Source organism: Azotosporobacter soli (assembly GCF_030542965.1).
In the GTDB taxonomy this organism is placed as follows: Bacteria; Bacillota; Negativicutes; order SG130; family SG130; genus Azotosporobacter; species Azotosporobacter soli.
Map to the genome: position 1 here is coordinate 1 of NZ_JAUAOA010000030.1, position 12359 is coordinate 12359.

The window sequence follows — 12359 nt, forward strand, 5'->3', positions numbered from 1 at the left end:
CAGACCGTCGACAAAATGCACTTTACGCAAAGCGTAAGGTGCATTTTTCAATTTCAGTTATCCAATTTTCACTGCAAAAACGCAGTTTTTCGAAAAAACGTTGAAAAACAGGCGGTAATATACCCCTGCGTTTCTTCCAGGTCGCCAGTTTTTTCAGATTCATGCATGCAAAAGTAAGCGTCACCTGCATTTTCACTTTCTGCAGGCCACGCAGTTGCGTATAGCGCATTGCATGCTTTTCTTTTGCATCTGCAAAGACACGCTCAATTGTTTGCGAGCGCAATTTGTAAATATCGCGATATATCGGCATGTGCCGATACTCATCAGCAAGTTCCAGATAGGATTCCCATACATGCCTTTGGACTTGCTTTTGATGCGCTTTGCTCTGCGTGCATTGCTCTAAATGCGGACACACTTTGCATTGTTTTGCATCGCTTTTATATTCTTGATATCCTTCACGATTCGTCGTACTGTAGCCAAGCGCCTGGTTGCCAGGGCAAATCATGCATTCATAATATTCATCATATACGTATTCATATTTCTTGAAGAACCCTTCTTTTGTCATAGGACGCTTGTAGGGAACGACAGGAATTCGGCCACTGTCGATAATTTGTTTCATAATCCAGGGCGTTTTGTAGCCCGCATCGACGGCAACGGTTTCGGTTTCAGGGAAATAACTGACGACTCGTTCATACAGTTCATCAAACAATCGACTGTCATTAACATTGCCCGCTGCGACTTCGTATCCTAATATGAAGTTATGCCGGTCACAAGCCGTGTTGGTTACGTAGGCAAAGCATTTTTCATGCTCGCCTTTATGAAACAAGCCGCTTTCCGGATCCGTCGTACTTTGCGTGATGGTTTTACCTTGCGGCGGATTTTCATCGTCGTCTTTATCTTTTAACCGTTTCTTGCCATGGTTTTCGCGATCGGCTTGAATTTCCGCATTCAGTTCATCTTGATATTGCTTGGCCGGAATCGGCACAAACACTTTTGCGCTTTTCTTTTTGTTGGCTCGTGCTTTGATATGGGTTCCGTCAATGAATACGGAACTTGCATCAATGAAACCGCAGTTTACTGCTTCGTACAGGATGCGCATAAAGATCCGCTCAAACACATCGCTTCCTTGAAAACGCCGGGTATAATTCTTGCCGAAGGTTGAAAAGTGCGGGACTTTTTCGGTAAGGCCGTATCCGATAAACCAGCGGTAAGCCATATTTACTTCAATTTCTTTCATGGTTTGACGCATGCTACGAATGCCGAACAGGTATTGAATCAGTACGATCTTAAACAGACTCACCGGATCAATTCCTGGTTTGCCTCGTTCGGAGTCGCTATATAAACCGTCGACTTCGTCGTAGATGAAGCGAAAATCGATGGCTCGTTCAATGTCTCGTAATATATGATCTTTCGGTACTAAATCTTCTAAGCAGAAGAATTCAATTTGGCTTTGTTGACTTCGATCTTTTTTCTCGTACATAAAATCACTCCCGCTAATGATTTTATCATATCATTAGCGGGAGTGGAGTTTTGTCTACAGTCTGAAAACAGGGATTGTCTTTTTATATAAGACAATCCCTGTTTTACTTTTAACCAATTTTATAAGGGAACGCCAAACGAGCTACGAAGGCGCACCTTATCCAAAATCACAGCCATCGGCTGCGACATTCCCTGTAGTACCAATTCCCCGCCCTGCTTTTGCAAGCGCCGCTGCGTCATGACCAGCACGCCGAGTCCGACGGCGTCGACCGCATCGACTCGGCTGCCGTCGGCGATAATTTTTTTCACGCCCGGCGCGACCAATTGCAAAAACGCATTGCGCGCCTGCGTCGCGTTTCTGCCGCTAAAATCAGGCGGCAACATAATATGCTCATTCATTTTCATTTCCCCCTCTTCAAGCCACAGCTTGATTATTTTTCTCACGTAGCGTCGCCTCTATCGTATTACGAACCGTCTCCGGTGCGTCTGGCAGATGAAACCCTGCCACGGCCTGGCCAAGCTGTTCCGCCAATTCGCGATTTTCTTCCGTGCCAGCTGCCAAGACCGCAACGCTGCTCCGGTTCGTCTGCAATAACTCCGCCAAATCATCCGCGCGGTTTACGCTGTTGTCGATCACATTGGCCAGCGAATCAATCAATTCAACGATTGCATCCGATTGCGCCACCTCTTCCGTCGTCACACTGACGATGTCTTCAATATCTTCGACCGTATTCGCCACCGCCTGTAAAATATTCGACAACGCATCGCCAGCCTGCGTAACAATCGTCGTTCCTTGTACCACCTCGCCGCCGTATTCACGCATCATATCGGCAACCGCCTTGCTGCTGTCCGTCATTTGCCTGATCAAGGCCGCAACCTGAGCCGCGCTGCCGCTCGACAGTTCCGCCAGCTTGCCAATTTCAAGCGCGACCACGTTAAAACCACGTCCCGCTTCACCAGATCTGGCCGCTTCAATCGCCGCATTCAAACTGAGTAATTTTGTCTGCGATGAAATCGCCGTCATCGTTCGATTAATATCACTGATCCGTTTCGAGCACTCTTGTAAATTATCGACGAGTGTACGAGCGCCGTCGGTATGGCGATGCAGCTGTTCCATCCGGTTTACCGCCAGCGAAACGCGGTTTTGTCCCTCCATCGCCACTTCCCTTGTTTCCTTCGCGCGCTTGCCCGCATCTTGCGCCCGTTCCTTGGCCACGCTGACCAGTGCCGACAATTCCAAGAGCGAACGCGCCACTTCGACCAACGTCTCCCGTCCCAACGCCGCATCGCCGCGTAACGCCTGCCCCGTTTCCGCGATGTTTGCCGATACCGTAGAGAGTTCCCCCACCGTTCCCTCAACCAGCTTGGCCGAATCCTGCACTTGACAGGCCGACTCAGCCAAATGTTGCACCAGGCCGCGCAAATTTTCCGTCATCACATTCACACCGTTAAGCAGTCGTCCCAATTCATCCTGCGTAGCAACGATCGCCAGCGAACCGCTCAGATCACCTTTTGCAACCCGTTCTACCGCTGTGGCCGTGCTACTAATCTGTTTCAGCAAACTGCGCAACAGCTTGACCGCCAAAACAGAACCTACTAGAATGCCCGCAGTCAAAAGCGCCAAAAACAGTTTCGCCCAATGGGCATGGCTGGCCTGCGCCGCTTCATATTCCGCCTTGGCCAATACTAATTCCAAATCGATCAGTTCCGACATTTGTACGGCAACCGGCTCAATGCTCGAATACAGTACTTCAATCATAAATCGGCCCAGTTGTTCCTTGTCTTCCTTCAGCAAAATCGTTTGCAGATTTTGGATTTCCATACTGGCGATATTCATCTGCAGTTCGGCTCGAATCGCCGCTTGTTCTTCTTCGCCTGTACGCGGTTGTGCACGGTACGCTTGCCAGGCCGTCTGCAATTGATTTTGCGCTTCCGTTACCCGCTGCCTGGCAACCGGCCAGCTTAAATTGCCGTTGCGCAGCTTATGACTGCTATCTACAATATTCACCGTATACAAATCCGATACCACTTTCAGTTGTCGCAGCGCAACAAGACGTTGGTTGTACATATCCACCAAGCGATCATTGGCTGTCTGCATCGCAACCAATCCAGCCAAACTGCCCGCCACCGCCAAAAAGGCCCACACGCCCAGCATCAGAATCAATTTTTCGCGCAGTCCCACTTTTCGCACAGTACCTCCGCTCCCCAAACGCTGTTTTAGCGTGAGCACTCGGTCGTGCCAGTCTTGCACCAATTCAACGAAACCGCGGACCATTTTTTCCTTCATACTACCACCTATCATCTTGCAGCGTTGTGTCATCGCCTTCACTATACCATCCGCCAACATCGATTTGATTATCGGTTTGTTATCGTTTCGTAAACTTAGCAGTGGACGGTTATGGCTTATAATCCTTGCAAAATATTCCCTCTCTTCCTACTGAATTTCTTCTCATTCCTGTTTTTCATCGGATAAACGAAAACAGCCGGTAAAATGAAGTCCATTCATTCTTCCCGCCTGTTTTGATTTACTTGATCATACCCCTGGCCTCAGCGAATGCTGTCCACTATTTTTCGGATAATCGGCCGCCAGTACGGCGTATCGCTGTCCGCACAGGCAAAGGCCATCATCTTGATGCCGCTTGGGCTTTTCACATAGACCAGATCGAGATTCATCACCCAGCCTTCCACCGTCATCTTGACAGCCCCGGTAGCGCCCGGCCAGCCATTGACGGTAATCGCCTTCGCTTCCTCGCTCTCGATAATATTGCTGCCCTTCGCCTTTTCATCAATCACCTGATTCAGGACAAACACCGGATCCAGCGCGCCGCTCTCAGGCAGATTCGCCGCCGCCAAAATCCGCAGCCCCCGCCAAACCGCGCCATCCTTGACCAGCAATTTATAATCCTTGCCGCCGCTCGGATTGCCGCCTTCTTTCACCTGCACGGCATCGCCCAAATCCACCGTGCCAATTCCGGAAAAATCAACCGGCGCAGCTGCAACCGGCCGGCAAAACAATAGCATGATCACCATCCCCAACAGTGCATAGCCTTTCTTTTGCATATGATTCCCACCTTCAACTGCTTTGCCTATTTTCACTTTCATATTAATGACTTTCACCATTTTTTGTAAAAACCCTTCTCCTGCCTCCATCTTCTACAAACGAAATAACGATGTCACAAAGCCATACACATTGACAAAATAGTATTCTACTATAGAATTATTGTATATAAAGTATTATTTTGTCATAATGTGGATTCCAGTAAGCCGCTATTCTTCGGCGGTATTTTTTTCGACCATGGATAATACTGCAACAGGTAGAGGAGCGATAGCTTTTGATTGAAGTTGACAATCTGCAAAAATCGTATAGTGATACTCCGGTTTTAAAAAACATCAATCTGCGCATCGAAGCCGGTGAAATTTATGGCCTTGTCGGTCGCAGCGGCGCCGGAAAATCGACGCTGCTGCGCTGCATTAACGGTTTGGAGCAATACGACGGCGGCGCGCTACGCGTCGAAGGTTTTGATATTCGCAGCCATAGCGAGAAAGAGATTCGCAATTTCCGCAAAAACATCGGCATGATCTTTCAACACTTTTCCTTGATGGAACGCAGAACGGTTTATCAGAATGTCGCCTTGCCGCTCGAATGCTGGGGCTATCCGTCTGCGGAAATCGACCGGCGCGTTAAAGAATTGCTCCGCTTAGTCGATCTGGAAGACAAGATGTCCGAAAAACCGCGCGCATTGAGCGGCGGACAAAAACAACGCGTCGCGATTGCCCGCGCCTTGTCGCTTAACCCCAAAATTCTGCTCTGTGACGAAGCGACGTCGGCCCTCGATCCGAAAACGACCTCCTCGATCCTTCAATTGCTGCGAAGAATCAATGAAACGTTCGGCATCGCCATCGTCGTCGTCACGCATCAGATGTCCGTCGTACGCCAACTCTGCCATAAAGTTTCGATTTTGGAAGATGGCGAAATCACTGCGAGCGGCAGCGTCAGCCAGATTTTTCTTAACCAACCGCAATCCTTGAAGAATTTGCTCGGCGACGAAGAAACGGAACTTTCTTTGACAAACGGCGCGCAAATAAAAATCAGCTATCAGGAAAATGACGCCAACAGCACCTGGCTCTCCGATATGGCGCGTACGCTTGACATCCACTTCGCCATTTCCCGCGCTTCACTGGAACCATACCGCGACGCCGTGCTCGGAACCATCGTCATCCGCCTTGACGAAACCCAGGTCTCCGCAGTGACGGCTTACCTGAGCAAGCTTGATGTAACCTGGGAGGTGATCCGTTCGGATGGAAAATGAACTTTCGCGTCTCCTACTTCAAATCGTAGTCCCTGAACTGTCCCGCACGCTCTTTATGGTCAGCGTGTCTACGCTTTTGGCCACCCTGATCGGCACGCTGCTGGCGATTATTCTGATTGTCACCTATAAAAACGGTCTTCAACCCAATCCTTACATTTATCAGTTTCTTGATACGATTATCAACATTGTCCGCTCGTTTCCCTTTATCATTTTGATTGTAGCGATCATCCCGTTCACCCGAGCCATCATCGGCACCTCGATCGGCGAAAAAGCCGCTTTAGTGCCCCTGACGCTCGCCGGTGCGCCTTTTATCGCACGAATTATCGAGAGCAGTCTGCGCGAAGTCGATAAAGACTTGATTGAAGCGGCAAAATCCTTCGGCGCCAGCAAAAGGCAAATCATTTTTAAGATCATGCTTCCCGAAGCGTTGCCGTCGATCATTTCCGGCATTACGCTGGCCGTCATTGCAATTCTAGGCTGCACTGCGATGGCCGGCGCTGTCGGTGCGGGCGGGCTCGGCGCTGTGGCAATCACTTACGGTTATGCCAATTTTGATAATACCGTTATGTATGGGACCGTGTTTGTCCTGATTATCCTCGTTCAGCTCTTGCAGGCAGCAGGAAACTTTTTCTACAAGATATTAAAATAAGCAATATGAAATGGAGTGTTCTACTGATGAAACTGTTAAAACAATCGACCCTATTCCTTCTGACTTTCCTTCTCTTCGCCCTGCTGATCGGCGGTTGCAGCAATCAGGCGAAAGAAACATCCCCCGCCTCCGGACAGGAAAAGAAAAGCATTACCGTGGGAACCTCGCCGATATTTAAAGATATTCTTGCAGCGACCAAAGAAGAATTCGACAAAGATGGTTACACGCTGAACGTCAAGATATTTGACGATCTGGTCACGCCAAATATTGCGCTGCAAGAAGGCAGCGTCGACGTCAATTATTATCAGCACGAACCCTACCTGAACCAATTTAACCAGAACAAAGGTACTACGCTCGTTAAATACGGCAACGGCACGTTAAAATATTTCATGGGAATTTTCTCGAAAGAAGTCAGCAAGCTGGCCGATTTGAAAGACGGCGCAACTGTCGCCATTCCGAACGATCCCAGCAATCGAGTCCGTGCGCTCAAGGTTTTGCAAAGCAACTCACTGATCAAACTGAAAGACGATGTTGCTTCGCCGACAAAATTGGATATCACGGAAAATAAAAAAAATCTGCAAATTGTCGAAATGGATATCATGAAACTGGTCAGTTCCTTAGATGACGTGGATGCAGCGACCATCAACTCGATCATCGCCGTGCAAGGCGGCGTCGACCCTAAAACGGCGCTGGCTCTTGAAGACAACGGCGAAAGCGACAAATTCGCCATCATTGTTGCCGTAAAAAAAGGCGCCAACAATGAAAAATCCGCCGAGCGCCTGACCAAAGCGTTGCAGTCGGATCGAGTCAAAAATCTCTTAGAAGAAAAATATAAAGGCGCGATTGTTCCGCTGTTCTAAAAATAATTCACAACGCAAAAAGAGGACTGCCAGATTCATTTTGGTATTCCTCTTTTTTTCTTCTTTTTCTACAATATATGCTTTCCGTTTCATCATGTGTTTTTTCCTTTCATAAATACTAAACACTATTTTAATAATCGCTTTGTATAATGCTAAATAAGCATTAATATCTTACCATTCTACTCATTACTATAGGGAGCGTGATATCTATGAAAACCAACCTGATTGATTTCTCTCAATTTCATTCTGCTCAAAAATTGTCTATTGATACCGATGCTGCTAAACACTACTTTTTGAATGAAGTTCTTCCATATGCCAGCAAGACGAGCCTTGAGCGGCTCATTATTGCAAATCAATCCAACGACTCCACAATCGTGCATCAAGAAATGATGCGGATTTTTATCGAATCGCAATTAACACGTCCAGAAACGACGGCTCCAAACAGCTTAGAAGCATTCTTCACAGCTTCACCTTCGTCTATATAAGCAAGCTCTTTTCTTTCATATTTAATTAAAACTAAATACAATCATGAGATGATAGGATGAGTAAAATTAGTTTCATAGGAGGAAGCGCCATGCTGGTATTAGGTAGAAAAGCGGGTGAATATGTAATGATCGGAAAAGACATCATGGTCAAAGTTGTTAAAAGCACTGAAGGTGATTTGCGGTTGGCAATTGACGCCCCTCGCTCTTTTCACATTCTTCGTGGAGAATTGTATGAAGATCACGAATCATGTCTTCTTGAAAACCAATAGTCTACGATCTTCTCTTTCCTCATAGACAAGGAGGTTTTTTGCATGACGGCAAAGCTTATTTTGTTTCCATCCCTGAAAGAAAGCAGCATTGAAGAAACACCGCGAGAAACCATTACAAATGTTCTGTTTGAATACTTACAAGAAATTTCAACCGACAATGATTTTATCCATTACATTTCTAACCGGATGACGGAGTTTGTCTTGCGCTACGCCAGCCGTTCTTATACCCCTGTTGTAAAAATGGATTTTCCATCCTATCTTTCCACCCAAGATGCCGAATCACTACTAGCGGCAATCGATGAAACGATTCAGAGCGCTTCTAACGAAATGAATCAGCTATTAAAACAAATAATTATCGAACGCCTTCAATTTGAAATTGATATTTATCGATCGACTGCTCCATCCTTCTCCCGGATTAAGTAATTTTTCATCTTCCTCTCAAATTTCGCACCACTAATTAATGCTTTCTAAAATAAAAGCGTCGCACCTTTAAAGGAATCCTTTATCGGTGTGACGTTTTTATTATTACTTGACTACTTGACGTATCTGATCTTTACGATGTAGCCGAATGCGCCGACGCAAGCACACCCTTTGCCATGGCCATATTGCTGCATTTTTGCAAATAATATCCCATCCCTCGTACGGTCTTTATATTGAGCAAGTCAATTTTCTTACGCAGATAATGGATATAAATATTGATTGTGCTCTCTTCTGCATAGGAATTATAGCCCCATACCTTTTCAATAATTCTCTGCTTTGTTACTACCTGCCCCTGATTCCGTATCAGAAGTTCTAAGATTTGCGCTTCTTTTAGAGTTAACTGAATTACCATGCCGTTTTGAGTAACCTGCGCTCGCTGCGGATCAAAAACCATCTCTCCTATTGTCAGAACATTGTTGACGATTTCTGTATTTCTTCGCCGCGCTAACGCTTGCAATCGTGCGACCAGCTCCACATTAGAAAATGGTTTGACTAAATAATCGTCGGCTCCCGCATTTAATCCTTCTGCCCTGTCATTGGGCGTATCTTTTGCCGTCAAAAAAATAATCGGGGTATTGAACCCTAGTTTTCTAAATTCTTTGAGCAAAGACAATCCATCTAAACCAGGCAACATTCGATCCAGAATAATAATGTCGTAAACATTCGTGCAGGCCATTTCAATACCGATCTCACCGTCATTGGCAACATCGACAACAAATCCATTGTGTTTCAACAAATACGCTAGTGCATCCGCTAACTTCAGCTCATCTTCGATTAACAGTATTTTCACTACAACACCTACTTGGCCACAACCTTGTGTAAATTATCCATCCTTAGATAATCTACATTCTGACATAACTTTATTAAACTTTTATTAAATTTCAGCTTAATCATAGCGTAATTTGCAAAATAATAAATGATTATATATTTTTTTGTAAAACACGCCATTTTATTAATAAACACTAAATAATTCGCCGCGAATATCTTAGTAAGAAAAGACTAAGGAGTGATGCTATGCAGCGAACAGCAAACGATATCTAAATTATTTGAAGCCCTAGGATGCATGGAAGCTACTTTTTAAAAATCAAGGAGGAATTTATTATGTCGTTAGTAATCAGCACAAACATGTCCGCATTAAACACCACCAATCAGTTGAATAAGAACAGCTCGCTCATGAATTCATCGCTGCAAAAACTCTCTTCCGGTTATTCCATCAATAGTTCGGCCGATAACGCGGCTGGCCTGTCGATCTCCGAAAAAATGCGTGCGCAAATTCAAGGCCTCGACCAAGCCAGCAGCAACTCCCAAGACGCAATTTCGCTAGCACAAACAGCAGACGGCGCTCTGGATGAAACAACTTCTATTCTTAAACGCATGCGCGAATTGGCGGTACAGGCATCCACCGATTCATTGACGGATGATGACCGCTCGAACATCCAAGATGAAACGGATCAGTTGCGCCAGGAACTTGATCGTATCTCCAACGATACCGAATACAATACCAAAAAACTCCTCAACGGCGACAGCGGCGCATCAACTGCCGTTTCAGGAACCAATTCCGCCGCAATCGATACGGCGAACACAGTCGCCGGTAACAATACCGCTTCCGGCGTCTATACCGTAAACTACACTTCGGTAGCTACTGAAGCGACTACCGGCTTGGCCACGGCCTCCACTTCCGGTATTACCGCCGCAACAAGTACCATTTCCAGTTCGCTGACCGGCAGCTTTAGCATCAATGGAACCACCATCAACATCGAAAGCAGCGATACGATCAGCGGGATCATGGAAAAAATCAATGATGAAACTTCCACGACCGGCGTAACCGCTACTTTGGATACGACGACAGCCGGCAACTATTTCATCAAGTTGACCGACAGCACTTATGGCAGCAGTTCCAGCATCACGTTAAAAGGTTCGAATGATCTGCTCGGAGCATCCGGCTTATTTAACGCCACTTCCAGCACCACAGCCACAAGCGTCACGACGTACGGTACCAATGCCACCGGTACGATTAACGGTGCTACAGCAGTCGGTGAAGGAAACACGCTGAAAGCCTTCGATCTCACCGTTTCCGGTGACGATGCAGCGCTCACTACTTTAGGCGGCACGGCAACCGCAACCGCAAATACCGCTTTTGACGCATTGGTAACAGCCATGAGCGCTTCCACCGGCGCCACTTCGGCCAGCGCAGACAAGTCAGCCGCCGCCGATTACAATACCGCGGTCGCTGGCGGCAGCGCCACTGCCATTGCCAAAGCCAAAGAAGCTTTGATTAAGCAGGCGGCAGCATCCGATGATGCGACAACCACAACTGACCTTACAGCCTATAAAGCGGCAACCGCAACGACTTTGGCCACCGCTGACGTAACGGTAGACGCATCCACTGCACTGACGTTCCAGGTAGGCGCAAACACCCACCAAAGCATGAGCCTCTCGATCGGCGACATGGATGCTAATGCCTTAGGCGTCGCTGGAACCGATTCCGACTCCGGTATTGATCTGACGACCGTTGATGCCGCATCCAGCGCAATCAGCGTAATCGATAAAGCCATCAAGAAAGTTTCCTCTGAACGCTCCAATCTCGGCGCGGTTCAAAACAGTCTGGAAAGCAACATTAATAATCTGGATACCGAAAGTGAAAATCTGACCTCTGCCGAATCCAACATCCGCGATACGGATATGGCTTCCGAAATGTCTACCTACACAAAATTGAGCGTCATCACGCAAGCCGCCACCGCGATGCTGGCCAAAGCCAACCAGCAACCGCAGCAAGTTCTGACTTTGCTGCAAGGCTAATCTTAATTTTAAAATGCACTGTACGCATGGCGTACAGTGCATTTTTCTTTTGCTTGATTTCAAATTCTCGGCTCCATTTTTCAAAATATAAATCGAAGGGTGAAGCAACATTCCTCAATGTTGCTTCACCCTTCCACGTCTTTTTGCATGAATACTGCATTCTATTCTACTTTCCTACAACCGCTTTTTTACGCACTTGTTTCATTGCAGAAACCCAAGCTTCACGAAACTCAGTCAACAGTTTCTTCGCTTCCGCCAACTTATTCCGATCTTTTTTCATATTGCCTTGAATCAAGCAATGCAAGATGTACTCATCGACAGCAAGCCAGTTTTTAGAAATTTCTTGCTTACGATCCGTCGTCAGCATAAACTCACGCATGATATTTTGCGCCCGCAAATTCGCTTTATGCGCCTTTTCTACATCCTGCTTTTCAATCGCAACCATACTTTCCGTAATAAATCGAATAGCGCCGTCATAGAGCATTAACGTCAATTCTTCCGGCGACGCTGTCATAATCTGTTGTCTTTTATATGCATTCGCAGTATTTGCCGCATACATAACCATTCCTCCTCTACGCTATTACTTTTTACCGTTATCCCTTTTCATTGATGAGGCGTCCCCGTGTCAGCACGGCCCACGACGTAACATATTGAGCGCGAACCTGTCTCTTCACGTTACGGCTTTTCAGCCGTCCGGACACGCTTGCTTTTTCAAGCGCTGCTTTTTGTAAAAGGTGACTGCTTGCCTGCATCAATCGAAGCTGTTTTTTTTCTATTTCCTCCTGCAGCAAAGCTGCCTCGCTTGTTCTTCGTTCCTCGCCGCAGTCTGCCAAGCGTTCTTCATTCTCCGTCAGTTCTAAAAACAATCGATCATACTCTTTTAGCAGCCGAGGCAATCCTTTGATCGTTTCTTGTTGAATCGCCCAGCACTGCGTCGCCAGGTTCGCGGCAAGAGCCTCCAATATCTCTATTTTATGCCGCAACAATCCAACTTTTACTTCCGCCTGCGCCATACCGACTCACCATCC

At 46.8% G+C, this 12359-nt stretch carries 14 protein-coding genes; 7 read left to right on the top strand and 7 right to left on the bottom strand.

Going from position 1 to position 12359, the window contains the following annotated elements:
- Positions 1 to 22: 22 nt before the first annotated feature.
- The 4 genes from QTL79_RS16915 to QTL79_RS16930 all read right to left on the bottom strand — a co-directional run bounded on the left by QTL79_RS16915 (position 23) and on the right by QTL79_RS16930 (position 4539).
- Positions 23 to 1480, bottom strand: a complete 1458-nt coding sequence (locus tag QTL79_RS16915; protein WP_346354798.1) for an IS1182 family transposase — start codon at positions 1478 to 1480, stop codon at positions 23 to 25.
- Between the two features lie 119 nt (positions 1481 to 1599).
- Positions 1600 to 1878 carry an STAS domain-containing protein gene (locus tag QTL79_RS16920; protein WP_346356135.1) on the bottom strand — a complete coding sequence of 93 codons (279 nt, stop codon included), beginning with the start codon at positions 1876 to 1878 and terminating at the stop codon, positions 1600 to 1602.
- Between the two features lie 16 nt (positions 1879 to 1894).
- On the bottom strand, positions 1895 to 3766 hold the full coding sequence (locus tag QTL79_RS16925; RefSeq protein ID WP_346356136.1) for a methyl-accepting chemotaxis protein: 1872 nt from the start codon (positions 3764 to 3766) through the stop codon (positions 1895 to 1897).
- Between the two features lie 260 nt (positions 3767 to 4026).
- Positions 4027 to 4539, bottom strand: coding sequence for a hypothetical protein (locus QTL79_RS16930; protein WP_346356137.1), 513 nt, complete (start codon positions 4537 to 4539; stop codon positions 4027 to 4029).
- A gap of 272 nt (positions 4540 to 4811) precedes the next feature.
- On the opposite strand from QTL79_RS16930, the gene QTL79_RS16935 reads away from it, so the two are divergent.
- The 6 genes from QTL79_RS16935 to QTL79_RS16960 all read left to right on the top strand — a co-directional run bounded on the left by QTL79_RS16935 (position 4812) and on the right by QTL79_RS16960 (position 8475).
- A complete protein-coding gene (locus tag QTL79_RS16935; RefSeq protein WP_346356138.1) occupies positions 4812 to 5789 on the top strand; it encodes a methionine ABC transporter ATP-binding protein in 978 nt (325 codons plus the stop codon).
- The gene (locus tag QTL79_RS16940; RefSeq protein ID WP_346356139.1) at positions 5779 to 6438 is read left to right on the top strand and encodes a methionine ABC transporter permease; all 660 of its coding nucleotides are present in this window, start codon (positions 5779 to 5781) and stop codon (positions 6436 to 6438) included. Before QTL79_RS16935 ends, QTL79_RS16940 begins: the two co-directional genes overlap by 11 nt.
- Before the next feature lie 26 nt (positions 6439 to 6464).
- Positions 6465 to 7298: a MetQ/NlpA family ABC transporter substrate-binding protein gene (locus tag QTL79_RS16945; RefSeq protein ID WP_346356140.1), complete on the top strand. Its 834-nt coding sequence runs from the start codon at positions 6465 to 6467 to the stop codon at positions 7296 to 7298.
- A 209-nt stretch (positions 7299 to 7507) separates the two neighbouring features.
- A complete protein-coding gene (locus tag QTL79_RS16950; protein WP_346356141.1) occupies positions 7508 to 7783 on the top strand; it encodes a hypothetical protein in 276 nt (91 codons plus the stop codon).
- A gap of 89 nt (positions 7784 to 7872) precedes the next feature.
- The gene (locus QTL79_RS16955) at positions 7873 to 8052 is read left to right on the top strand and encodes a carbon storage regulator (protein WP_346356142.1); all 180 of its coding nucleotides are present in this window, start codon (positions 7873 to 7875) and stop codon (positions 8050 to 8052) included.
- Between the two features lie 42 nt (positions 8053 to 8094).
- Positions 8095 to 8475 carry a hypothetical protein gene (locus QTL79_RS16960; protein WP_346356143.1) on the top strand — a complete coding sequence of 127 codons (381 nt, stop codon included), beginning with the start codon at positions 8095 to 8097 and terminating at the stop codon, positions 8473 to 8475.
- A gap of 130 nt (positions 8476 to 8605) precedes the next feature.
- Here the strand turns inward: QTL79_RS16960 and QTL79_RS16965 are convergent, their stop codons facing one another.
- Positions 8606 to 9322 (bottom strand): response regulator transcription factor, encoded by a 717-nt coding sequence (locus QTL79_RS16965; protein WP_346356144.1) that lies wholly within the window; start codon positions 9320 to 9322, stop codon positions 8606 to 8608.
- Between the two features lie 311 nt (positions 9323 to 9633).
- Here QTL79_RS16965 and QTL79_RS16970 point away from each other — a divergent pair, with 311 nt between their 5' ends.
- Entirely contained in the window at positions 9634 to 11331 is a 1698-nt protein-coding gene (locus QTL79_RS16970; RefSeq protein WP_346356145.1) for a flagellin N-terminal helical domain-containing protein, read from the top strand.
- 166 nt (positions 11332 to 11497) lie between these two features.
- Here QTL79_RS16970 and fliS read toward each other — a convergent pair whose 3' ends face one another.
- Together fliS and QTL79_RS16980 are read right to left on the bottom strand one after the other, a co-directional pair.
- Positions 11498 to 11890: a flagellar export chaperone FliS gene (fliS, locus tag QTL79_RS16975; RefSeq protein WP_346356146.1), complete on the bottom strand. Its 393-nt coding sequence runs from the start codon at positions 11888 to 11890 to the stop codon at positions 11498 to 11500.
- 34 nt (positions 11891 to 11924) lie between these two features.
- Entirely contained in the window at positions 11925 to 12344 is a 420-nt protein-coding gene (locus tag QTL79_RS16980) for a hypothetical protein (RefSeq protein ID WP_346356147.1), read from the bottom strand.
- Positions 12345 to 12359: the final 15 nt, after the last annotated feature.